The organism is Murimonas intestini (assembly GCF_024622195.1).
Lineage (GTDB): Bacteria > Bacillota > Clostridia > Lachnospirales > Lachnospiraceae > Murimonas > Murimonas intestini.
The window spans coordinates 216,358-242,287 of the sequence record NZ_JANKBI010000003.1; the positions used below are offsets into that span (position 1 = coordinate 216,358).

The 25,930-nt window shown below is 37.6% G+C and carries 19 protein-coding genes; 15 read left to right on the forward strand and 4 right to left on the reverse strand.

The features are described from left to right. Positions 1–66: 66 nt before the first annotated feature. Positions 67–1,434, reverse strand: a complete 1,368-nt coding sequence (locus tag NSB28_RS07060) for an MATE family efflux transporter (protein WP_109626211.1) — start codon at positions 1,432–1,434, stop codon at positions 67–69. Positions 1,435–1,871: 437 nt separating this feature from the next. Between NSB28_RS07060 and NSB28_RS07065 the strand changes: the two genes are divergently transcribed. The 15 genes from NSB28_RS07065 (at position 1,872) to NSB28_RS07135 (ending at position 21,532) form a co-directional block, all read left to right on the forward strand. Next, complete coding sequence (locus NSB28_RS07065; RefSeq protein ID WP_109626212.1) at positions 1,872–3,794, forward strand: DNA gyrase/topoisomerase IV subunit B; 1,923 nt, start codon at positions 1,872–1,874, stop codon at positions 3,792–3,794. A 27-nt stretch (positions 3,795–3,821) separates the two neighbouring features. Further along, positions 3,822–6,062 carry a DNA gyrase/topoisomerase IV subunit A gene (locus NSB28_RS07070; RefSeq protein WP_109626370.1) on the forward strand — a complete coding sequence of 747 codons (2,241 nt, stop codon included), beginning with the start codon at positions 3,822–3,824 and terminating at the stop codon, positions 6,060–6,062. 205 nt (positions 6,063–6,267) lie between these two features. After that, positions 6,268–6,999, forward strand: a complete 732-nt coding sequence (locus NSB28_RS07075; protein WP_257497609.1) for a CpsB/CapC family capsule biosynthesis tyrosine phosphatase — start codon at positions 6,268–6,270, stop codon at positions 6,997–6,999. Between the two features lie 360 nt (positions 7,000–7,359). After that, the gene (locus NSB28_RS07080; protein ID WP_109626214.1) at positions 7,360–8,466 is read left to right on the forward strand and encodes a tyrosine-type recombinase/integrase; all 1,107 of its coding nucleotides are present in this window, start codon (positions 7,360–7,362) and stop codon (positions 8,464–8,466) included. Positions 8,467–8,623: 157 nt separating this feature from the next. Continuing rightward, complete coding sequence (locus NSB28_RS07085; protein WP_109626215.1) at positions 8,624–9,355, forward strand: YveK family protein; 732 nt, start codon at positions 8,624–8,626, stop codon at positions 9,353–9,355. Next, positions 9,352–10,068: a polysaccharide biosynthesis tyrosine autokinase gene (locus NSB28_RS07090; RefSeq protein ID WP_109626216.1), complete on the forward strand. Its 717-nt coding sequence runs from the start codon at positions 9,352–9,354 to the stop codon at positions 10,066–10,068. The genes NSB28_RS07085 and NSB28_RS07090 overlap by 4 nt, the downstream gene beginning before the upstream one ends. Continuing rightward, positions 10,065–10,859, forward strand: a complete 795-nt coding sequence (locus tag NSB28_RS07095) for a hypothetical protein (RefSeq protein ID WP_109626217.1) — start codon at positions 10,065–10,067, stop codon at positions 10,857–10,859. Before NSB28_RS07090 ends, NSB28_RS07095 begins: the two co-directional genes overlap by 4 nt. 45 nt (positions 10,860–10,904) lie before the next feature. Further along, the gene (locus tag NSB28_RS07100; RefSeq protein WP_109626218.1) at positions 10,905–12,320 is read left to right on the forward strand and encodes a sugar transferase; all 1,416 of its coding nucleotides are present in this window, start codon (positions 10,905–10,907) and stop codon (positions 12,318–12,320) included. A 393-nt stretch (positions 12,321–12,713) separates the two neighbouring features. Next, the gene (locus NSB28_RS07105; protein WP_109626219.1) at positions 12,714–14,036 is read left to right on the forward strand and encodes a nucleotide sugar dehydrogenase; all 1,323 of its coding nucleotides are present in this window, start codon (positions 12,714–12,716) and stop codon (positions 14,034–14,036) included. A 1-nt stretch (position 14,037) separates the two neighbouring features. Then, a complete protein-coding gene (pssD, locus tag NSB28_RS07110; protein WP_257497615.1) occupies positions 14,038–14,514 on the forward strand; it encodes a PssD/Cps14F family polysaccharide biosynthesis glycosyltransferase in 477 nt (158 codons plus the stop codon). Beyond that, positions 14,514–16,076, forward strand: coding sequence for a PssE/Cps14G family polysaccharide biosynthesis glycosyltransferase (pssE, locus tag NSB28_RS07115; protein WP_109626220.1), 1,563 nt, complete (start codon positions 14,514–14,516; stop codon positions 16,074–16,076). Before pssD ends, pssE begins: the two co-directional genes overlap by 1 nt. A 506-nt stretch (positions 16,077–16,582) precedes the next feature. Beyond that, positions 16,583–17,473, forward strand: coding sequence for a glycosyltransferase (locus NSB28_RS07120; protein WP_109626221.1), 891 nt, complete (start codon positions 16,583–16,585; stop codon positions 17,471–17,473). Between the two features lie 29 nt (positions 17,474–17,502). Beyond that, positions 17,503–18,660, forward strand: coding sequence for a glycosyltransferase (locus tag NSB28_RS07125; protein WP_109626222.1), 1,158 nt, complete (start codon positions 17,503–17,505; stop codon positions 18,658–18,660). A gap of 22 nt (positions 18,661–18,682) precedes the next feature. Then, on the forward strand, positions 18,683–19,876 hold the full coding sequence (locus NSB28_RS07130) for a hypothetical protein (RefSeq protein WP_109626223.1): 1,194 nt from the start codon (positions 18,683–18,685) through the stop codon (positions 19,874–19,876). Between the two features lie 213 nt (positions 19,877–20,089). Then, complete coding sequence (locus NSB28_RS07135; RefSeq protein ID WP_109626372.1) at positions 20,090–21,532, forward strand: lipopolysaccharide biosynthesis protein; 1,443 nt, start codon at positions 20,090–20,092, stop codon at positions 21,530–21,532. 1,176 nt (positions 21,533–22,708) lie between these two features. On the opposite strand, the gene NSB28_RS07140 is transcribed toward NSB28_RS07135, so the two are convergent. The 3 genes from NSB28_RS07140 to NSB28_RS07150 are packed head-to-tail and all read right to left on the reverse strand — an operon-like array spanning position 22,709 to position 25,928. After that, complete coding sequence (locus NSB28_RS07140; RefSeq protein ID WP_109626225.1) at positions 22,709–22,960, reverse strand: acyl carrier protein; 252 nt, start codon at positions 22,958–22,960, stop codon at positions 22,709–22,711. 4 nt (positions 22,961–22,964) lie between these two features. Then, a complete protein-coding gene (locus tag NSB28_RS07145; protein WP_109626226.1) occupies positions 22,965–24,710 on the reverse strand; it encodes an HAD-IIIC family phosphatase in 1,746 nt (581 codons plus the stop codon). Then, positions 24,711–25,928: a Coenzyme F420 hydrogenase/dehydrogenase, beta subunit C-terminal domain gene (locus tag NSB28_RS07150; RefSeq protein WP_109626227.1), complete on the reverse strand. Its 1,218-nt coding sequence runs from the start codon at positions 25,926–25,928 to the stop codon at positions 24,711–24,713. It abuts the gene before it with no gap. Positions 25,929–25,930 lie beyond the last annotated feature (2 nt).

A 25,930-nucleotide genomic window follows, 5' to 3' on the forward strand; every position in this document is an offset into this window, starting at 1 on the left:
ACAAAAAAGGAGACTGGGTGTAAATAAAATCAGTCTCCTTTTTTTTTCAGCAGTGTGTAAGAGAGCTTAACGCCCGGCAGGGACTTCCCCAGCCTTGAATATGCGCCTCAGCATCACAACAGCTGCAATTGACAATACAAATTCTGCAACAAACTGTGCATACGGAAGTCCGTACAGAGGGAACAGGATATTCAGCACATACAGCGCCGGAATCTCCAGCAGAATTTTCCTCAGGATCGCAAACGCCAGCGCTGAGCGGCCATGCCCCACTGCCTGAAAGACACCTACTGCAATAAAGTCCATGCAGAGAAACGGCAGACAGAGGCAGAAACCCCGCAGGAAGCTTGTCCCGTAAGAAATAATACTCTCATTTTTCATAAAAGCATTTATAATAGGCCCTGCGCCAACACTGAACGAGATTAACACCACAACCATCAGCGGAACGACCGTCTTGATCGTAAACATAATGGATTCTTTCATACGTTTCCTGTTATTGCTGGCGTAGTTATAGCTGATCAGCGGCATGACGCCCTGAGAAAATCCCATTGCCACCTGCAGCGGCACCATATTTACCTTCTGGGCGATCCCCATGGCAGCCACTGCATGGGCGCCAAAGGGAGATGTAAAGTTGTTTAAGATGGTCATGCCGGTGACATTGAGCAGATTCTGGATTGCTGCTGGAATCCCAACTCCGAAGATCCCAAGTACAATATCCTTCTGAAAGCCGAACTTTTTTGGGGAAATACATACCACGGTGCTTTTTCTGCGCACATACAGCAGCACAAAGAAATAACAGCATGCCACACAGTTTGACAGAAAAGTGGCAAGACCGGCCCCGGCCGCGCCCATATTCAGCCCCCAGGGCAGAATAAAAATCGGGTCCAGTATAATATTTAAAAGACACCCGCTCATGGTACCGATGCTCGCATGCAGAGACGCGCCCTCCGCCCTCACCATATAAGCCATTACCACATTCAGAATCGCCGGGGCCGCGCCGCATAATACCGTCCAGCGCAGGTATCCCCGTGTCGCTTCTATTGTATTGGCATCTGCTCCAAGCACAGTAAGCAATGGATTCTGGAAAGAAAAACACAAAAGTGAGAATAACAGGCCGGAAATCAGCGAACAGTAAAATCCGAATGATGAACTCCGCCTGACTGTATCATATTTCTTGCTCCCCAGCGCACGGCTCATCATACTTGAACTTCCAACGCCGAACAGATTGTTGACTGCGTTGAACGCCAGGAGTACCGGCGCTGCCAATGTTACAGCAGCATTCTGCACCGGGTCATTTAACATTCCTACAAAATAAGTGTCTGCCAGGTTATAAATCACCATGACCAGCGAGCTGACTACTGTGGGAATTGAAAGCTGCATTACGGCTTTAGGTATTGGCATCTTCTCAAATAACAATATTTTCTGGTCATCTGCCATCTTTTGTTTCCTCCTTTATAAAAGTGCGGCATCCTCACAGATGTCCGCACATGTACTTTTATTGTAGCATAAGAAAGTAGTTAAAACAAGCCGTGTCTAAAATCGGAACCAACCGGAAATAATATGCGGTTTTTTGGGGGAGGCTTTGCCCTTGACAACGCAGTATTATTTTGATATATTTAGTTCGAACAAAAGTTCCGAATAAGTGTTTGACAAGGGAAGATGCAAGTCTTTTCTGTGTATCACGGAGTGTGTTGCTGATCACGGAGAGAACAGTGACCATTTACTTATTTGGCAAAGCGGCGGCGGATAATTATGCTTGATTATTTTTTTTAAACTATTTATAATTGAATCTGAGTATAAAGCTGGCTTAACGTCAGCGGAAGTAGGCTCTGGGTGACCAGGGCTTATTTTGGGAATAGAAAGGAATATGGGATATGGCAAAGAAAAACATTTATGACGCCAGCAGCATTTCGGTGCTGGAAGGTCTGGAAGCTGTTCGGAAGAGGCCCGGGATGTATATCGGCAGCGTGTCAAGAAAAGGGCTTAACCACTTGATCTATGAAATCGTAGATAATGCGGTGGATGAACATCTGGCAGGTTTCTGTGACCTTATAGAGGTTACTCTTGAAAAGGATGGTTCGGCAACTGTCAACGACAATGGCCGTGGTATTCCTGTAGGAATGCATGAGAAAGGGGTTCCGGCTGAACGTCTTGTGTTTACAACGCTTCATGCGGGAGGAAAATTTGATAATACGGTATACAAGACAAGCGGCGGTCTGCATGGAGTTGGATCCTCTGTTGTAAATGCTCTTTCTACATATCTGGATATTGAAATCAGTGTGGATGGGTTTATCCACCATGACAGATATGAGCGGGGGATTCCGGTACAGGAGCTTGTAGACGGACTTTTACCTGTCATAGGAAAGACGCGGAAGACAGGGACAAAGGTTAATTTCCTGCCTGATCCGGAAATATTTGAAAAGACCAGGTTTAAAGCCGATGAGGTGAAAAGCCGTCTCCATGAGACAGCGTATTTGAATCCTGCCCTGAAGATCATATTCGAGGACAGGCGCGGAGAGGTAAAGGAACATATAGAGTTCCACGAGCCGGATGGGATCATTGGGTTTGTGAAGGATTTAAATAAAAATGAAGAGGTTGTCCATGAGCCTGTCTATTTTAAAGGGGAATCAGAGGGCATTACAGTTGAGTGTGCTTTTCAGTATATTAATGCTTTTCATGAGAATGTGCTTGGATTTTGCAATAATATCTACAATGCAGAGGGCGGAACACATTTGACAGGATTTAAGACGACATTTACGGCGGTCATGAACAACTATGCACGCCAAATTGGAGTATTAAAAGAGAAAGATGCTAACTTTACCGGGGCTGACATCCGAAATGGAATGACGGCGGTCATTTCAATAAAGCATCCCCAGCCCAGATTCGAAGGTCAGACAAAGACAAAGCTGGATAACCAGGATGCAGCCAAGGCAGCCGGTAAAGTTACCGGAGAGGAGGTTGTCCTTTACTTTGACAGAAATTTGGAGACACTGAAAAATGTCCTGTCCTGTGCGGAAAAGGCAGCTAAAATCAGAAAGTCTGAAGAAAAAGCAAAGACAAATATGTTGACAAAGCAGAAGTATTCTTTTGATTCTAACGGTAAGCTGGCCAATTGTGTGAGCAGAGATGCAGGAAAGTGTGAAATATTCATAGTGGAGGGTGATTCAGCCGGAGGCTCCGCCAAGACGGCGAGAGACAGGAATTATCAGGCTATCCTGCCCATAAGAGGAAAAATCCTGAATGTTGAAAAAGCCAGCATAGATAAGGTACTTGCAAATGCTGAGATCAAAACTATGATAAATGCATTCGGATGCGGGTTTTCAGAAGGCTATGGAAATGATTTTGATATTACAAAGCTCAGGTATGATAAGATAATTATTATGGCTGATGCCGATGTGGACGGCTCTCATATCTGTACGCTGCTTCTTACGTTATTTTACAGGTTTATGCCGGAACTTATATATGAAGGACATGTTTACATCGCAATGCCGCCTCTTTATAAAGCAATGCCCTCAAGGGGTGAAGAAGAGTACCTTTATGATGAAAAGGCACTGGAACGGTACAGAAAGACCCACAAAGGGACCTTTACACTTCAGCGGTATAAGGGCCTTGGAGAGATGGATGCACAGCAGCTTTGGGAGACTACACTTGACCCGGCAACCAGAAAGCTGAAAAGAGTGGAAATTGAGGATGCCCGCATGGCCTCTGATGTGACTGAGATGCTTATGGGGACAGAAGTATCACCCCGGAAAGCGTTTATTTACGAACATGCCCAGGACGCACAGGTGGATATTTAGGAAGGGAGAAGGCGAGAGATGGAAAAAATGATAGAAGAGCAGATCATCCGGACAGAATATTCTGAGCTCATGCAGAAATCTTATATTGATTATGCCATGAGCGTTATAATAGCGAGAGCGCTGCCTGATGTGCGGGACGGACTGAAGCCGGTACAGAGGAGGACTCTGTACGATATGTATGAACTGGGGATCAAATATGACAGACCCTACAGGAAATGTGCACGTATAGTAGGAGATACCATGGGTAAATACCATCCCCATGGCGACAGCTCCATATACGAGGCGCTTGTAGTTATGGCACAGGAATTTAAAAAAGGCCTGCCGCTGGTGGACGGGCATGGAAATTTCGGCTCTATTGAGGGAGATGGGGCAGCAGCCATGCGTTATACAGAAGCCAGGCTTCAGAAGATAACACAGGAATCTTTTCTGGCTGACCTGGACAAAAATGTGGTTGATTTTGTATCCAACTTTGATGAGACGGAAAAAGAGCCTGAAGTGTTGCCGGTACGCATCCCTAATCTGCTGATAAATGGGGCGGACGGCATTGCCGTGGGTATGGTGACCAGTATTCCGCCGCACAATCTGGCGGAAGTTATAGATGCTGAAGTAGCAATGATAAAGAATCCTAAGCTAACCACAGAGCAGCTCATGGAATTTATCCAGGGGCCGGACTTTCCCACAGGAGGCATCGTAGTTAATAAAGATGAGCTCATCAATATCTACAAGACCGGTACAGGAAAAATAAAACTACGGGGCAAAGTGGAGATAGAGAAGGATAAAGGCGGGAAGAGCAGGATCGTTATTACAGAGATCCCTTACACCATGATGGGAGCCAATATTGGAAAATTCTTGAATGATGTAGCAGGATTGATCGAGACAAAAAAGACGAATGACATAGTTGATATTGCCAACCACTCGTCCAAGGAAGGAATCAGGATCGTTCTGGAACTGAAAAAGAATGCAGATGCAGAAAACCTGATCAACATGCTCTATAAAAAGACAAGGCTTGAGGATACCTTTGGTGTCAACATGTTGTCTGTTTCTGATGGAAAGCCCGAAACATTAGGGGTAAGAGCTATTCTGGAACATCATATTGATTTCCAGTTTGAGCTGTCAACAAGGAAATATAAAACGCTTCTTAAAAAGGAACTGGAGAAAAAAGAGATACAGGAAGGACTGATTAAAGCCTGTGATGTCATAGATCTGATTATAGAGATCCTCCGGGGAAGCAAGAATCAGAAGCAGGTAAAGGAATGTCTGATCCATGGGGTGACAGAAGGCATAAAATTTAAATCAGCGGCATCGAAAAAAGCGGCAGCAAAATTAAATTTTACTGAGGCACAGGCCACAGCTATTCTGGAAATGAGGCTTTATAAATTAATAGGGCTGGAGATAGAGGCCCTGATGAAGGAGCACGAGGCTACACTGAAGAATATTGCATCCTACGAGGATATTCTGAATAATTATAACTCCATGGCGAGAGTCATCATAAAAGAGCTGGAAGGTATAAAAAAAGAATACAGTATACCAAGAAGGACAGTGATAGAGAATGCTGAAGAAGCTGTCTATGAGGAGAAGAAGATCGAAGAGACAGAAGTAGTCTTTATGATGGACAAATTCGGTTATGCAAAAATAGTGGATGTGGCCGCATATGAGAGAAACAGGGAAGCGGCAGATGCAGAAAATAAGTACGTACTGACCTGCATGAATACAGATAAAATATGTATCTTCACAGATTCAGGTAAGCAGCATCTGCTGAAAGTGCTGGATATCCCGGGCAGAAAATTCAGAGATAAAGGAACACCAATCGATAATCTCTGTAATTACAGCAGCGGAGAAGAAAGGATCATCTTTGTGGAATGTCTTCAGAAAATTAAGTCATCTGTCCTGCTGTTTGCCACTAAGATGGGAATGATCAAGCAAGTTGAAGGAGCCGAATTTGATGTGTCAAAGCGTACAATAGCAGCTACAAAGCTTCAGGAGGAAGATGAACTGGTCTTTGTATCATGTATGCCGGATGCAGAGCAGATAGTCCTGCAGACTGCAGATGGAGTATTCTTAAGATTCCTTCTTTCGGAGATTCCCCAAAAGAAAAAAGGAGCTGTGGGAGTACGTGGCATCAGGTTAACTGAAGGAGACAGCCTGGAAACTGTCCATTATTTGGACGGACAGGGGGAGCAGACAGTAAAATATAAGGAAAAGGATGTCTATCTGAATAAATTACGTATAGGAAAGAGAGATACAAAAGGTTCAAAAGCCAGGATATAGGGCACAGATGTGCTTCTAATAATCCAGGGCGGAATTTTCTTGCGGTACAGCCTGAGGGGCAGGTCTGTGCATTTACTGCACAGACCGTGAGAAAATGATTTTGGTGTGCAAAAAACACATTGCCGAAGGTGATTTTAAATGGATTTTTTGCAGACAACTGTGAAAGTACTGGACAGTTACCATAAATATTTAGTTAGGAGGAGACATGATGCTGAACAGCATAGATGTACATTGCCATATCCTGCCTGGAGTGGATGATGGCTCAGAGAGTATGGATGAAACCATGAGTATGATAAAAATGGCTTACAGTGAAGGAATACGCGGCATGATCGCAACCCCTCATTACCATTACGGATATGCGGCTCAAGATTGGGAAAAGGTTTACCATGTGTGGGAACAGGTGAGAGAGAAGGTGTCAGCAGAACTGCCGGAGATGGAAATCTATCTGGGAAGGGAGATATATTCGGACAGCAGAAGTATGGACATGCTGGCTGCTGATGCAGGATCCGGCAGAAATACAATGGGCAGTTCCCGTTATGTGCTGATTGAGTTCACACCAGGGGCACAATACAGAGAGATCAAGAACAGCCTTTCCAACATCCTGAGTCTGGGTTACCAGACTATTTTGGCACATGCAGAGCGGTGTATGAGTATTAGGAAGAAACCTGAACTGGCCGAAGAACTTGTACAGATGGGAAATTACATCCAGCTTAATGCAGGCAGTATAGCAGGATCTTTCTCAGACCGGCGTTTCTGTAAAAAACTGATGAGCATGGACTGCGTACATTTTGTTGGTACAGATTGTCATGGAAGCACAAAAAGAACGCCTCAGATAGAAAAAAGCATCGAATACGTCATAAAGCATTTTGGAGAAGAATATGCTCAGCAATTGTATTGGGAAAATCCGAAAAAAATGCTTGGAAATGAATATTTGTAGTATGTTTTTTTAGAAAACTTTATAGAATATTGTATGAAATGATGAGATATTTGAAGAAAAATTATCGCAAATCATAAGATTTTGCGATAAAGTAAATCTCTTTGGTGTTACTAAATATAGTAGCATCTTTTTTTTATATCCACAATACTCAGGTTATATATTAATACTTCCATAAGATTATGTCAATAAACATTTTAGCATTTTAGAAAAATATCCCAAATATTATAGGAATTAATAGAAGATAGTGTCATATTCAGGGTCGCATTTATGGTCAAACTTCTATTTTACTTGCAGCATCATTCCGTTTTATATTATTATAAATTTGTAAAACTAAATACGGAATGAAAGGAAGTGCGTGATATGCCCAGAAGAGGGGAAAATATCAGAAAACGAAAGGATGGGAGGTGGGAAGCACGCTACATTGCTGGTAAAGATGAAAATGGAAAATCTGTATACGCCTCTGTATATGCTTCAAAATATCAATTAGTGAAACAGAAGCGTGATGAGGCAGTCAGACTCTTAGAACTGGAAAATATTACCATATCTCAAGATATATCATTCGAACAATTATGCCATTCTTGGTTAAAAAGCATTAAGCACAGTATAAAAGAAAGTACATATGCTGTCTATCTAAATTCAATTTCTAATCATTTAATCCCATATTTTAAAAATATAAATTTGAAAGAACTGAAAAGCGAGGACTTAGATAAATTTATCGGCGTAAAAGCTGAAGAGGGGCTCGCCGCGTCAACATTGAAAATGATTTTTATTCTTATGAAAAGAATTATTCAATATGCCAATAAGTCCGGATACTGCAGTCTGGAAGGAATAACCTTTCCGTCAATCCGCAAAGACAGCAAAGTCTCAAGAATTATGTCTTCGTATGAAAGAACTATATTCGAAAGGTATCTGGGTACTTTGAACAGTTCTTTTGGTGCCGGAATAAAACTCTGTATGTATACAGGACTGAGGATTGGTGAAATAAGCGGATTAAGATGGGAAGATCTTGACTTTGAGAGCGAAATAATGCATGTAGCCAGAACTGTAATAAGGATTAAAAACGTTCAGCATAATAAAAATGATATGGAGGCTAAAACAAAATTAGTGGTAGTATCTCCAAAGACAGCTGATTCCGACAGGTGGATTCCTATTCCCAGCTTCTTGACTGAAGAACTACAGAAGTGGAAAGGTGATGATAATTGTTATGTCCTGAATGGAAAAGAGGCTCCAATGGAACCAAGAATTATCCAATACCATTTTCATAAATGTCTGGAAAAATGCAATATGGATCAATTTAATTTTCATTCAATAAGACACGGTTTCGCAACTATGTGCATTGAGAAGGGTTTTGATATGAAATCTCTTTCAGAAATCTTGGGGCATTCAACGGTGAGCACTACAATGAACATTTATGTCCACAGCAGTATGCAGCAGAAAAAACTGCAGATGGACAGACTGGGAGTATAGCTTGAGTTAATGAGACATTTATGGTCAAAAGTGTGGTAGGCAGCCGCTGTCCCCTCTAATAATAAGGGGGAGCGGTCCTTATCCTATAATCTTATGATTTAGGAAATCCAACCCTGGTCTACGGATTATATGATATGAATGAAAACAGGAGTGAGAGATGGAAAACAATTATCAGAAAGAAGAAATAGAAATTGATTTGGGGCAGCTTTTTATCAGCTTGCTGTCTAAATGGTATTTGATCGTACTGGCAGGAGTTTCCTGTGCATTGATCGCCTTAGTTATCACAAAATTTTTGATGACGCCCATGTATACTTCTACTACAAGTGTATATGTTCTGAATAAACAGGACAGCCAGTCCGTAACATATTCGGATCTGCAGACAGGAACACAGCTGACAAAAGACTATGCCCAGCTGATTCAGAGCAGAACAGTAACAGAGCAGGTTATTGCGAATCTGGGCCTTCCCCTTACAAGTGAACAGCTGTCAAAACGAATTGAAGTCACATCCCCGACGGATACACGAATACTGGAGATTTCTGTTGAAAATGAGAATCCGGAAATGGCCATGAAAATAGCTAATCAGGTACGGGAAGTGGCAGCAGTACATATTAAAGATGTAATGGACATACAGGCAGTAAATATTGTGGATGAAGCAAATGTCCCATTAGTAAAATCAAGTCCCAGTACTACGAAGAATGTTCTTTTAGGAGGGATACTTGGAGGATTTGTTTCAGTCCTCATAATAGTAATAAAAGTGATTTTGGATGATACGATTAAAACTCCTGATGATATAGAAAGTTATCTGGGAATCAGCTGTATTGGCACCATACCGTATACGTCTGGGAGCAGTAAAAAAAATAGTAAGAAGGGCAGGAAGGCAGTGAGATGAAAAGTGTAGTTTTAGAAAAGGTTACAAGCTTAAATCACCAGGCCAGTGAAGCATATAAATCCCTTCGTTCAAATATTGAGTTTTGCGGTGATGATGTGCGGGTAATTGCAGTTACCAGTTGTCTGCCGAATGATGGAAAATCAAGCACAGCTTTTAATCTTGCTAAATCCATGGCCGAGAATGGGGACAAGGTACTTTTTATCGACGCAGACTTAAGAAAGTCGGTCATGGTAGGAAGATATAAGGCTACAGGACAGATTACAGGACTGTCCAGTTTCCTTTCAGGAAGATGTTCTGCTGATGAAGTACTGTACAGTACAAATATCCAAAATCTCCATATGATATTTGCCGGGCATGTTCCTCCTAATCCGGCGGAGCTGCTGGGAAACAAATTTTTCAGGGTGCTGATTGATTCAGGAAGAAAGTATTATGACTATGTGATAATAGATACCCCGCCTTTGGGAGCTGTTATAGACAGTGCGATTGTAGCGAAAGAATGTGACGGGGTGATGCTGGTAGTTTCACAGGGAAATATAAGGCGCAGATTTGCTATTGATATTTTGTCTCAGCTGAAAAAGGCGAACGTGAGAGTTCTGGGAGCTGTACTAAATAAAGTGGATATGGAATCTGACAGCTATTATGGACGGTATTATGGTAAATACTATGGTAAATATTATGGTCAGTACTACGGAAAAAGTGAGGGAGAGAAATGAGTAGAAAGATTATAGTGTCAGTTCTTCTCTTACTGTCAGCAGGAATGCTCGGACTCACTATATTATTTTACTCAAGAAGTGACAGAATTGCACCTCAGATTCAATTTAATTCAGAAGAAATCAGTTACTCACCTGGAGATGATGAATCAAAACTTCTGGAGGGCGTCACTGCCATTGATAATAAAGACGGCGATTTGAGTGACAAGGTCTTTATTGAAAAAATAGTACCTGCCATTGACGGGACAACGGCTACTGTTACTTATGTAGTAGTCGATAGCAGCAATAATGTCGCAAAAGTAGCCAGAATTATCAATTACAGCAGTAATGACAGCAAAGAGAATAACGAAGATGGAGCTGTCCCGGTTTCAGGCGGAGCAGCGGCTGGTCAAACAGACAACCCTGGACAGGGTGAGGAGAAGACCACAGAAAACGATGATTCAAATAAGCCTGGCGATGAAACCGAAACAAATAATTCAGAAGAAGAGTCAGAAGATAAATCAGAATCGGAAGATGAATCTGAGTCAGAAGACAGAACACCAAGAGAAGACGGAAGACCGGCCATATTTTTGAATACAAAGAAAGCAACAGTTGAATATGGGACGGAAATTGATTATATGAGTTATATTGACGACATTGTGGATGACAAAGATGGACTGGAGATATGGAGAAGCATATCGATAGACGGAAGAGAAGACGCTGCAGAACGTGGAACACATACATTATCCTATTATGTGACAGATTCAGACGGCAACATGTCAGACATAGTTAAGCTGGAACTGACTGTAAAATAGCAGGTGTGTGAAAAAGCAGAAAGAACTGGCAGGGGAGAGAGCAGGATGCGTTATGAAAAGAAGAGCAGCTGGGCTAAGCATTTCGATTTTATTTTACTGGATCTTATATGCGCCGAAATAGTTATCTTCCTGTGTTATGCATTTCGGAATGGTTTAGAAGGAACTATTGTTTCAAAGAATTATGGCAGGCTGGCATTGTTAGTAGGTGTTTTGTTTATATGCATTGTATTTTTTAATGAGCCATATTCAGGAATCCTGCGGCGCGGATATCTGAAAGAGTTATGGGCAGTACTGTCATTTAACGCCATTCTTCTGGCAGCGGTTTTCACATTTTTATTTGCCATGAAGATGTCGGCTGACTATTCCAGAATAATGCTGTTTACATTTTTTATAATAAACAGTGTAATGACATGGTTTCTTCATGTCATGTGGAAACGGGAAATCAGAAAGCGTACCTACCATGACGGGAAACTAAACAGGATGCTTCTTATAACTAAAAGAGAATATGTGCATCAATGCGTAGACCGGCTTATGAAAAATCCATATGGGTCTATGAGGCTTGTGGGTATAGTCCTAATGGAAAACGGAGAACGTGAGACAGAAGAGGATTCTATTGAAGGTGTTCCGATCGTAGCAAAGTGGTCTGATTACATAGAGTATTGTAAAAATAATGTTATAGATGACGTTTTGTTTTATCTGGAAAATGAAAAGCTTTCAGATGAAATAGAAGAATTAGTGGATATGGGAATAGTAGTCCACGTAAATCTGGTCCAGCTAAAAGAAAATTATCTGGCCTACAGGGTAGAGACGATCAACGGAATCATGACACTCACCACAGGAATTAACAATGTAACCCAGTGGCAGCTGGCGTTAAAGCGGCTTATGGATATTTGCGGAGGTATAGTGGGGATCATTCTTACCGGTGTTATCGCACTTATCATAACACCGGTAATAAAAGTCCAGTCTCCCGGCCCCATATTCTTTACTCAGACCAGGGTGGGGCGAAATGGAAGGCAGTTCAAGATTTATAAGTTCCGTTCTATGTATATGGATGCTGAACAGAGAAAGAAAGAACTGATGGCCAGCAATAAAATGAATGGCCTGATGTTTAAGATGGATAATGATCCCCGGATTTATCCCTTTGGTCATTTCATCAGGAAGACAAGCCTGGATGAATTTCCTCAGTTTCTGAATGTGTTAAAAGGGGAAATGTCCCTTGTGGGGACAAGACCTCCGACCCTGGACGAGTATAAACAGTATGAACCTCATCATAAGAGCCGCCTGGCAATGAAACCAGGAGTAACAGGGCTTTGGCAGGTAAGCGGCAGGAGTGATATCACAGACTTCGAGGAAGTGGTTCGGTTAGATAACGAATATATACGGAATTGGAGTTTGAGTTTGGATATAAAGATTTTGTTCAGGACTTTGCTTGTTGTGGTGGGGAAGAAAGGGTCGGTTTAGAGATGGGAGAGTCGTGGAAGAGTGGTGGGGATGCGGTGTTGTAGGTCCAAATAATAACAATTATTTAGAGGATATAAAAGAAAATCATAGATTTCTCTTATTTGCCGATTACGTGCTACCGACTCTACCAGAATTATTTAAAGTTAGATTAGAGGGTAATATACTACAATAATAGTTTCTATGATTTTAATGTAGTATATAAACTATTTACTATAAATGTAAGACAAATGTATATGAATTGAAAATTCGATGTAGTTATTTAGTTATTACGTGACTGTATCTGAATGCTTAAGAGTTTATAAACCGATAAATCCGAACATAATTAGGAAGGCTACCGAAATACATGATGGCTTAAAAATGTATAGATGAAGATATAAAATGGAGGAAAAGAGAATGTCCCTGTATCAAAACCTAAAAAATGGTGAAGAAAAACTTGCTTTGGTAGGACTCGGCTACGTTGGTTTGCCAATTGCTATAGCTTTTGCTAAAAAGGGCTTAAAGGTAGTTGGATTTGATCTTAATAAAACAAAAATTAATATTTATAAATCTGGAATTGACCCAACAAAAGAGGTTGGTAATGAGGCAATCAGAAACGCTACTGTAGATTTTACGTCGGATGAAAAAAAATTGAAAGAAGCGAAATTCCTGATTGTAGCGGTTCCTACACCTGTAAATACAGACCATACACCTGATTTCTCACCTATTATTGGAGCATCTGAGATTGTCGGCCGTAACCTTACTAGGGGGGCAATAGTAGTGTATGAATCTACAGTTTATCCAGGTTGCACAGAAACTGTCTGCATTCCTATTCTTGAAAAGGAATCTGGTCTCAAATGTGGTGAAGACTTTAAAATTGGTTATAGTCCGGAACGTATCAATCCTGGTGATAAAGTACATCGGTTGGAAAATATTCAAAAAATTGTATCTGGTTGCGATGATGAATCTCTTGAGGAAATCAAAAATGTGTATGATATCGTTATTGAGGTTGGAACTCATCCTGTTTCTAATATGAGAACAGCAGAAGCAATAAAAGTAGTTGAAAATAGTCAGCGCGATATCAATATAGCATTCATGAATGAACTTGCGATGGTTTTTGACCGAATGGATATTGATACAAATGAAGTTGTTGATGGTATGAACACCAAGTGGAATGCACTTGGGTTTCGTCCTGGTTTGGTTGGGGGGCATTGCATTGGTGTAGATCCATATTACTTTACATATGAGGCTGAAAAGTTGGGTTATCACAGCCAGATTATCCTGAATGGTCGCATTGTTAACGATAGTATGGGAAGTTATGTTGCTGATTCTGCAGTCAAACAGATGATTGCAGTGGGTCAGGCACCCAAAAAATCAAAGGTTGTAATTCTAGGCTTAACCTTTAAAGAGAACTGTCCGGATATAAGGAATAGCAAGGTGTACGATATTATAAAGCAGTTGAATACATATGGTGTTAAGCCTGTGGTCGTTGATCCTTGGGCAAGTGAACGAGAAGCAAGGGAAGAGTATGGCGTAACCCTTACCAAACTGGAAGAAGTTAGTGAGGCGGATTGCGTAATCATTGCAGTTGCACATAATGAATTCAGGGCATTAAGTTTAGTGGACATTAAGAAATTATTTGAGTGTCGTGAGGATAATGAAATGGTACTGATAGACGTTAAAGGACTCTACAAAGTTGTCGACTTGAAAGCATCTGGTATGTGTTTTTGGAGGCTGTAAGATGGGTGAAAGGAAGAAAGAGGTTAAAATCTGTTTGGTATCATCATCGGGGGGACATTTTGAACAGTTGTTGATGCTTAAACCACTCATAGAAAAATATGATGGCTATATAGTTACAGAAAAAATGAGGTATGACGTGAGGGTTGGAAAAATTCCTGTTAGGTATGTAATGCCCATCAACAGAACAGATAAAACCTTTTTTTTAAAATTTTTTTTAAACATTGCAAAATCTCTTTTTATCATTATCACTGACAGGCCGGATTATACAATATCTACAGGTGCTTTAGCAACAATTCCTTTCATGTTGTTTTCAAAGTTATTTGGGGGGAAAGTTATATATATTGAGTCGTTTGCTAAAATAAACTCTCCCAATATAACAGGAAAAATTGCATATAAGTTTGCAGATCAATTCTATGTACAGTGGAAGAGCATGAAAAAATTTTATCCCAATGCCATTTTTAAAGGAGGGATCTATTAATGATATTTATTACTGTGGGGTCACGGAGCTTTCAATTTAATAGATTGCTAAAGGCAGTAGATTCTGCTATAGAAAATGGTGAGATTATAGATAATATATTTGCACAAATAGGTTCCAGCACATATAAAGTTAAGCATTATAAAACGGTTGATTTTCTTAATCGTGAAGAATTCAATAAAAAGCTAAAAGAATGTGATATTGTTTTAACTCATGGTGGAACTGGTGTCATCGTAAATGCTGCCAAAATGGGAAAGCGGATAGTTGCTATTCCGAGATTGGAAAAGTATGATGAGGCTGTAGATAATCATCAACTACAGCTTATTGAGGCATTTGAAAAGCTAGGTATAGTTACGGGGTGTTATGACTGCAGCAAGATTGGAGAAGCAATTACAGCTGAAAAGAAAAAAATTATTAAGCCATATGTCTCTAATACGAATATAATTTTAGATTCCATAGATGAAATGATAGTATCTGGATGTTGCAATAGTATAAAGGAAAATAGCGGGAAACTAAGAATTTTAATGTGTGGCTCAGATAGAAGAGAAAAGGGAGGTATGAATAGCGTTATTGACCAGCTATTAAATCACAGTTGGGGACATAGATATCAGTTTTCATACTTAGCAACCCATGTTTCAGGGAGTCCTGTTAAGAAGATAGTATTTTTTGCTAAAGCATATTTAAAACTGCACGAGCTTATTCACAAAGATACTTTTGATATAATTCATATTCATATGTCATATAAGGGAAGTTTTTATCGAAAGTTTTACGTGACAAAACTCTGTAAAAAATATAACAAGAAAGTTATCATTCATCTTCATGGATCTGAATTTATCGATTTTTTTAATAGTAGCGGAATGAAAAGAAAAGCTCAGATAAAGGAGTTGTTTACAATTGCTGATTCGATAATTGTATTGGGTGAAGATTGGAAAAAATTTATTTGTTCACTCGCGCCGAAAGCAAACGTGGAGGTAATCAATAATGCGATTGCTTTACCTGATATTGCTGAAAAAACAATAGGAAAACGTAGAACCTTACTATTTTTGGGTGCGTTAATTAAGCGTAAGGGAGTTTGTGATTTGCTCAAAGCAATAAAAAACATTACTGAAGAAGGAATTATTAATTTTCAACTTTTGATTGCCGGTGCTGGCGAAGAGGAAACTAAACTAAAGGATTTTGTACGAATTAATAAACTAGAAGACCAAGTAAAATTCCTTGGATGGATTACGAAAGCACAAAAGCCTGAAATCTTAAAGAGTTCTGATGTACTGGTACTTCCTTCCTATAATGAAGGCCTTCCAATTGCCATATTGGAGGCTATGTCTTATGGCCTTCCAATAATAAGCACAAAAGTGGGCTGCATAGCTGAAGCAGTGATTGATAATGGCTTTTTGATCGATCCGGGAAATGTTGAATTGCTAACAGATTATTTGAAACTGCTTATTGCAGACGATAACCTATTGCTTGAAATGTCCTATTGTTCACGTTATCTAGCAGAAACTAAGTTCTCAGAAAAAATATTCTATGAAAAAATCGAAAGATTATACCGTAAATTGGGAGAGTAAATATATACTGTAAAAGAATAAAATAAAAAGGCTTTTTAGGGGGGGATAACGATAGATAAATTCTAAAAGTATGGTTCACCGATAGAGAATATCGAGATTTGAAAAGATAAAATAGATAAAGAGTATGCAATTTTACTAAAAAAGGAAATAGAGTCACAATTAGTGGTGTGAGAATACTATTACATAATACCAGTACGAAGTAGTAACTTGGATATAGTAGAGTCGAAAAAGTTTTATTAGGTAATGATGTTTTCATTGGAGAGGATTCAATTATTTTTTCTGGAATTGTAATAGTTATAATATTGTAGCAGGTGTTCCGACAAAACAATTGGTATCTGCTAAGAGTCTGTCAGAAAAAATTAAGTACTATTAAAAGAATCTCTAAAATATTTTACTCATTAGGCTAAGAAAGAACTTAAGTAAAAAGATAAAATGAACAAAAATTAGTCGGGTGTATTGGCTTTGAACGATAAATTGTTACTTTGAGGTTTGAGGAAGAGATAATAATGAATAATAAATTGGTATCTGTTATAATAACAACTTACAAAAGACCTATCTCTGTGTTAAGAAGAGCAGTTGAAAGTGTTGTTAACCAGACATATAAAAATATTGAAATAATCGTTGTAAATGATTATCCCGAAGATAAAAAGAATGCAGAAAAAATCAAGGAGTTATTGTCAAAATACCACAAGAGATTAATATTATATTTAGAGCCAGACCATAATTCTGGAGCCTGTGCAGCTAGAAACCTAGGCCTCTCAAGGGCGAAGGGCACATATATCTCGTTTCTTGATGACGATGACTATTGGCTAGAAAGAAAGATAGAGGTTCAATTAACAGGATTTGAATCAGAGAACATTGGTGTTGTTTATACTCCATTTTATTTAAAATATAAAAATAAACAAAAGATTGTTAAGACTGATGCGATTGACGGCAGGCTCACAGAGTCTCTTCTGTATAGAAACACAATGTGTATATTTCCGCTTATGAGGACAGATCTTGTCCGTCAGGTAGGTGGATTTGACGTGAAGCTAACAGCAAGCCAGGAACATGATTTATTGTTACGATTATCTGAAAATAGCGATTTTAAATTTATTGACGAGCTAGTTGCTGTGTACGATATTTCAGACATTTCAATTTCTATGAATATCCCCAAAAAAATTGAAGCATTTGAAATGTTTCTGCTAAAACATAAAAAATTGTACGATATGTACCCTGATGCAGCCCATTATCAATTAATTAGGATGGTCAACAATATGAATAATGCGGGGCTATACAAATACGCTTTTTCAATTTGGAAAAAGGCTCTTCAAATAAAGCCTTTTGCAGTCCAAAATATTACACAACCATTAAAAGGGATTTTAAAAAGAATAACAGGAAGGAGAGCTTTTCACTGAAGACATGAGATGCGACAGCTAAAGCTTATATGTTTAAAATGAAAAAAAAAATTGCTTTTTTCACACCTACGGTTTATGCAATAGGTGGTGAGTCACGGGTTGTTACAATAATAGCTAATGAATTGCATAAATACTATGATATAACGATTTTTACACGGGAGAAGAAAATTTTAAATAGCATATATGGACTAAATGATGACATTAAAGTAGTATCTTATTACCCTTACTCTAAGTTACCAATCGCATCTTCTATACGATATATATATAGAAAAACAAAATTGACTTTTTTAGAGGATAATATATGGTTATTGAATTATGCTTATTACTCAAAGACCGCCGTTAGGAAAATGAAAAAGCTTGTTATAGGTTCATTCAATGCTATTATTGCAGTTTCAGGTGATATGTCTATTTTGCTTGGAAAATGCAAGTTGAAAGAATTAATTACAATTGGTTGGGAACATAGTTCGTATGAGGCTTATTTCCAGACTCCTCATAGATACCTTTGGAAAAGGGAAGCTATCTTTCGCAAAGCAATGGAAGGTTTATCACATTGTATTGTGCTAAATGAAGACATCGCCGAAAAGTACAAAAAGAATATTGGTGTTACAAGTGACTATATCTATAACCCGAGAAGTTTTGTTAGTTATGAAAAATCAAAACTGATAAACAAACAATTTGTTGCATTTGGAAACTTTGTCGAAGCAAAAGGATTTGATTTGCTTATAGAATCGTTTAATATCTTTTCAAAAATTAATCAAGAATGGAGATTAGTAATTGCAGGCGATGGCCCAGATTTTTTGAAAATTAAAGAAAAAGTTACTGGTTACAATCTCCAAGATAGAATTGTTTTTCCAGGATATTTGCAAGATGTGCAATCTCTGTTAATAGAATCATCTGTTTACCTGCTTTCTTCAAGATGGGAAGGTTTTCCTATGTGCGTAACAGAGGCTTATGAAGTGGGATTACCGATTATCTGTTATGATATTCCAGCAATTATACCTTTAACTCGAAATCATGAGGGAATTATTATAGAAAAATTTAATACGGAACATTTTGCTTTTGCAATGCTCATGCTGGCAGAAGATTTTAAAATGAGGGCTGAAATGGCTGAAAATGCTAAAAAAATGGCAGAATCTATTTCTATTGAGAACATCATATCGAGATGGTTGGAATTAATAGAGAAATAAATCACTGAGTGGGGTGAATAATTTGAAGATAAAATTAAGTCATATAAGGGATACTGTTTATTTACAATTTATAGTATTATCGTTTTTTTCATTTCTCATACCGGTATACATATGTGATACAAATAGACATAATCTATTGTTTGCTGTTGCAGAAATACCTGTGCTTATTCTCTTGTTTTTAAATATAGTAAAGAAAAAAAAAAGAGATCGATTATATTTAATAGTGCTAATACTGTATTTTGCCGTATTTATGTATTATGATGTTGTTTATTTAAGGTGTTATTGGGCGCTTTTTTATAAAACTTTGTCTTTTCTGCTATTATGGGACTTTGTCTCAAAGGACTATGATGGGCTAAAAGATAAAAATGGATTTTATGCAGAGTTAACAGATACGATATTGAGTGTGTTTTGTTTTACTGTTATTCTAAGTTTAATAGCAAATGTGATGGGGGTGGATTCTATTTTTTTAGATTTAAACGGATTCCATATTAGAAGAACAGGAAGTGGAGTTTTTATAGATGAGAGACTTACATGGGTATTTATGCATAAAAGTACTTATGGATTACTGCTTGTACTTGCATTAACTCTTTTAATTAAACGAAAAACTTTTCATTTTCGTAAATTTTGGATTTGCATCTATTTTGTTGCAGCAATTAGAATTAATTCCATGGTATCAATGGTTTGCATGTGTGGTGTTCTTTTTGCCTACTATGTAGAAGCCAGAGCTATTAATCGTAAAACTTTGATTAAGATGGTTTTTGCCTTTTTTACAGGGCTATTTCTTGCGTGTATTATTTACTATATTGTTGCTATAGGTCGAAATATATCAAGTTTGGGAGACCGAGCCTATATTTGGGCAATTTATGCAGATTCTTTAGCTAAATATCCAAATGGTATGGGAAAGGACTTTTTTACAACATCTTTTTGGCTAGCTGCCAGTGGAAGATATATCAATAATTTTCATAATGTAATTTTAAATGAGTTAATACATTATTCTGTACCGGTTGGAGTTCTATTTACATTATTAGTTTTATATTATCCAATAAGATTTATCAAGTCAAGTCCATCTAAGATAAAGAATATTATTTTATTGGTTGTCATTAGTTTGCCAATGCTTTTTGATCAGGCAATAAATGATTTGATTTTTCCGATTTTTTTAATAATGCTAAAGCTTTGCTTCAGCACGGAAAATGAAATTCAAAAGATATTGCTATAAATATAGTAATTGAGTGAATAAAGAAGAAAGATATAATATAGGAATAATCCCGATATTTAAAAGTACAAAATTTTCAATTTAAGACAATTATGTTATATAGAAAAAATAATGAAGAAAGAACTGGGGGAAAAGTGGAGTTGATATATAAATATAAAAATGAACGAATTGCTTTTATCATTCTCTTGTGTTACTGCCAGAACCGGGACAAGCGTGATGAATGACAATAAATTTTTAAAGCATTTTACAATTATAGGTACAGGAACGGCACTTAATCTTTTACTTGGTTTATTTACCACTCCTCTGATTACACGACTTGTTGACCCTATAGAATACGGACAGTTTTCTATATTCACAATGTATTCAAGTATTGCAGTTATGGTCTTATGCATGGGTCTAGACCAGGCTGTTGTCAGATTCTATTACGAAAGAGAGAGCCTTGGATATAAACGAGCTTTATTATTTAGATGCATAAATCCTCCTATTATTGTAAGTTTTCTAGTCACTATAATTATTGCAATATGTGCATATAACCATTTTATAAACTTTGAATTCTCTGTTCCAATTATGATAATGTTGTGCTTTTATTCTCTGACAGAACTTGTCTATCGTTTCAGTCTTTTAGTTGTTCGGCTAGAGTATAGAAGTAAATTGTATTCCGTTTTGAGCATAATAAAGAAATTAACATACGTATGCATCACCCTTTTCCTTCTTATGGTAATTGGTGGCGATGATTTGCTTATACTCACCTCTAGTACATTTATTGCATCATTCGTTTGTATGATTGTTAGTATAATTGCACAAGCACAAATGTGGAATATATTTCAAAACCGTGATACTGAGTGTACTATAGATTATAAAATACTTTTAAAATACGCATATCCGTATGTCATTACAATGGGAATCACAACCCTGTTTCAAGCAATTGATAAAATAGCATTAAATTTATATTGTACATATACAGAAGTTGGAATCTATTCTTCTACAATGACATTAGTGCATATTTTTGCAATTATTCAAACCACATTTAATACATTATGGTCGCCGATGGCAGTTAAGCATTACACGAAGTATCCTAAAGATAAAAAGTTCTATCAAAAAGGAAATCAGATAATAACCGTTGTTATGTTCTTTATAGGAATATCACTTATTCTGGTGAAAGACGTTTTTGCGATTTTATTAGGAGAAAAATACAGAGAAGCTGCGTATATTTTACCGTTCCTAATTTTCAATCCAATTATGTATACAATTTCAGAGACTACAGTTACAGGTTTAGTGTTTAAAAAGAAAAGCAGGGTACATATTATTGTCGCTGTTGGAGCATGTATTACAAATATTATTGGGAACAATTTATTGGTACCCAAATTAGGAAGTCAAGGAGCGGCTATATCAACGGGTATAGCATACATAATATTCTTTTCATTAAGAACATTTCTTTCAAATAAATATTTTTATATTGATTTCAATCTTAAAAAGTTTTATTTACTGACGGCAGTAGTGAGTTTGTATGCCCTTTATAATACATTTGTTAAATTTAATATTGGCTCTGTTATTGGATATATCATATGTGTATCACTACTATTAGTCCTATACAGAGACATAATTTATTGGGGAACTGGTTATTTACGCGAAAATTACAAAATTTTTTTTGGAAAATAAACAATAAAGAATCTAAAGCTTATTTCTTCATTCCAATTTTACTTGCGGTTAACATCATAATCAACGAAGAGATATATTGGTTGCATGTTGGAAAGTGGCTATTTACAGGCATACCGTTTTTCATTGGGCAACTTCTTCGGCAGATATACTGGATTGATTAAAAACAAGATAAACTCAGCTATTTGCTGAATATTACGGTGCAGAGGAGCCGCCAGTCCAGTGTGCCCCCGGAATAATCACTATTTGCTTTGGGTTAGTAATAGTTGGGATTACACTGACAATCATTGAGCATAATGCATTAGGGAATTTTATTGTGCATTTACGGTATTACTTACCATTGGAGTTTTCCTATTTGGGATATTAGAAAGCACTTATAGCGATAGAAAATTTCTATGGGGTAACATGAATTTATATTGGAGACTCAATCATAGCGGTGTTTATATGAATATTCCTTTTTTAGCGCAGGATTTCAAGAAGGGAATGCACGACTATATCGTGGAAATACATTCTAGAGGTTGATAATTAGTAAACACGACATAATCTACCATAGTGCTATTTGATGCTGATTGCCATAAAATTAGGATAGTTGGAGCAGGATGCTCTCGGTTTTAATTATGAATAGTAAAAGTTGCAGAGAACCAATTCTATACAGGCGGAATTTCCGCCTACACGCACTGAATATTTTTGTGCGCCCCCGGACAAAGGGGACACGGAAGCTGGATTATTCACGCACTGCCTGACACCACTGTGTTTTCTGTCCAGAGAAATCTCTTACTTATTATAAGGTGGATGCTTATTCCCCAATCATAGCGATAGCATAAGTATAATCACCATCGTGCGCTATTGATATCTGTACATTATATCCGTCAATTTTTACATAAGGTGCCCTGTTGCCATCTGATAAAATTTTAAAATCCAGTACAGAGAACTTTCCATGAAATGCTTTAACCAGCGCTTATCTTGCTGCAAATCGCCCAGCAAGAAATTCAAACTGTCTCTTTCCTGGATAGCTATTATATTCTAGCAGTTCATTCGCTGAAAGAATCTTTTTGGCCAGTGAATCTTTATTTTTCTTAAATCTCGATATTACTGTGAGATCACACCCAATGCCGATAATCATCTATTCATTCATCCTTGAAACAAGGCTTTCAAGCCTTATTTATTAAACCAATAGACTCAAACACCGCCATTTACCTTTTTTTCAATAATGTCGATAAATTCACCTACATTTTTGGTTTCAAGTATTTCTTCTGTAGTAAACGTAATATTAAACTTCAATTCTATATCTGAGACTAAATTAATATGTATCAGAGAATCCCAATCCTCAATATCTGCTGATGTCATTTCATCAAAAATCACTAGCTCTTCATCATCAAAAAGATTTCTAAATATTTCCTGTAAGTCCTTTACAATTTCTTCTCTGTTCATGCTCTTATTCCTCCTCGATATAGCAATCTACTACATTATTCAAATCATTGAGAATGTATTCTTTTGTTCCGTTTTTAGCAGAAGTCAGTTCAAATTCAAAACCTTCATAGAAGGATTCCACCATTTTATTCTTTTTAGTTGGAAGGTATTCAGCTCTAATACTCGAACAGCCCCAAGCTTTAGCATTATCCGTAATAGCATTAAACATCAAGTCTTCAACTCCGCGTTTCAACACCCTACAACTCATTACCCAAGTATCTATAAAACAAGAAGAACCTTCTTTGTGCAGAATCACGCATGAGATAATACCATAATTGCTATACTTATCGCTAAGTTTACAATAGAGACACCGATAATCCGGATTTGCTACCATTTCAATTATATTTGCCTCTTGATATCTTATTGTGCGAAGATTGAACTGATTTGATTTATTAATAAGCTGCGAAAATCTTGGAATATCTACATTCTCAATCTTGCCGATATGTCCCTTCATCTCCAATGCTTTCAAGTACTCATTATAGTCAACGAAGCTTTCCTGCATTTTTTGTCTTTTTTGGTTTTCAATGTATGAGTTTGTACGTTCCAAGTCTTCCTTGGTAATCTGAGTCCATTCAAACGGCTGCTCTTTTTCCATTTGTAGAACATACAATGCAGGATCTTGCGGAACATCAATAACATGAACTTCAGGAACAAACTCGCGAACAATTTGACGCTCTGCCGGATTGTCATCAAAGAAAACCAGGCTGTCGGTTCCGATATTCAGCTCCTGCGCAATTCTTCTAATGTTATCAGCCTTATTCTCCCAGTTTGCTATAAAGCAAGAAATATCATCAAGCTTTAGTATCATATTTTCGTTCTTCTCAAAAGGTTCTTTTGCAGTAGCTTCATCATTCTTACTACATACTGCGAGAATAATGCCTCTCTGTTTTAGTTCTAAGCAATATTGTTGGAAATACCTATAAGCCTCTCCAACGGCATTATTAGAATCAATCTGTATTCCTTCCCATCCTTCATCACCCACAACACCACCCCAAAGCGTATTGTCTAAATCAAGTACTAGGCATTTTCGAATATTTCCACGTAAGGCTAAAATTTCATGAACGAAACACATGACATACTCTGGCATGTAATCCAATCTAACAGCCGCTTTATTCAAAAAATATGCCTTATAATCAAACCAATTGTATTTACCAACATTATTAGACAGCGCATCTACATCCACGATGGTCACGGTTGAAGGGGCAACCTTTAGCAATTCTCTATTTACAGAATACAAGAATTCGTTTCGACCATATTCTTTTTGATATTCCAGATTCCCTAATACTCTAACAGGCGGAAGGACAAAATTAGCTTGAAGTATTTTAGCTTCTAGTCTCCCGTTAATTTGGCTCCACAACTGCTCATAATACTTCTTTACATCGTCTAAATACTCTATTATTTTGTTTCCCTCAGAAAGAAGTGGTGGGCATTCCTTTACATCACTATAAAATGGCAACATAATTACATATTCTGGATTAAATTCGTACAACGAAGAATTTGGATCAAAAACATCCATGTTTATTCCTGAATATTCACCTTCGTAAATGTTGCATTGAACTCCGTTTTGATTAAGGTAGTATCTTAATATTTTAACAAAATACTGAATAGAGCACGATCCAAGAACCGCTATTTTTACTCCTTCATTCTGAACATTATTTTTCTCATTTTTTCGAACTTGTTTTAGTAGTTCAGATATCTTTTCCTTTTCCATTTATTTCAACTCCATTCTTTGACGCACTAATCTTCTCTTGATTAAACGATAATAACATTTCTTTAGAAGCGTCTTGGTGTTTCTTTTCGCTGTTGAGATTACCAAGGACATTTTAGTGATCCCCAATAAGTTCCACACTACTTTGCTATATGGCTCATTTTTTATTCTTTTAAAAAACTCATTTCGATCTGGATTCATTTTCACAGTTGACTGCAAAGCGGGATTACCTTTAGCTGCTTCATCTAAAGAACGTTCTTCGACTTCCATGAAATTCTTACTTGTGGACATCAGCTCATCGCCTTTAGGTGTATTAACCAAAGCAACTGAAACACCAAGTTTCTGCTCTTCCTTAGAAAACTTTAATCCCCAGAAATCTCCGATGGTGATGTCTGCGACCCTTGGAAAAGATTTATATTTACAATGTTCACAGCATGGCCGTATATACAGATTTCCAACTATGTAAGCGTTAACCCACGGATCATGATATCTGTCCTTATAATATGACTCACCATTTTTAAATTTTACGAGGGTTCCAAGATTTGTCCAACCATGAGATTTATTCTTTAAGTGAACTTCCTGAATTTCAGAGCCAAACTTTTTCTCAAGCTCATCCATATATGAAGAAAACGCAAGCGGTGAATTTACTCCCCTACATATGAGTTCAACTGTATATAGCCCTGGATAATCCTTTCCTAGGAAACCATATAATCCTGCGACCTGACATCCTGTACCACAAAACAAAACTCTCTCACTTTTTTGCAAAAGCTTTTTTATTGTTTTATAAACTCCCGCAGTATCACTTTGAAAGTATTTCGATCTCATTATCTTTTGTAAGCTTTCAACAGTATTTCCTACTTCATGGTGTGCTCCCTTGTAATCGTCATCATAAACACATCCGGCAATGTAATCACGATTTTCCACAAAGGATTCCGCTAATGCATAATATAAAGCTCCAGAAGTGCTATTATACCTGACATTCTTATCTTTGTGATAGACTTTGTAAGTCGACGGTACTTTTCTTGAACCATTTTCAAACATTGATGTGCTTAGTGCAGGGCAAGCTTTCTCGCACAGGTTACATTTAATACATTTATCTTCATCTATAATCGGATGCCAAAATCCTTCTGCATCTATTGGAAATGATATAGCTTCCTTAGGGCATATATCTCCACAGGCCTTACAGCCTGTACAACTATCTTTATGTAACTTATCTATCATTT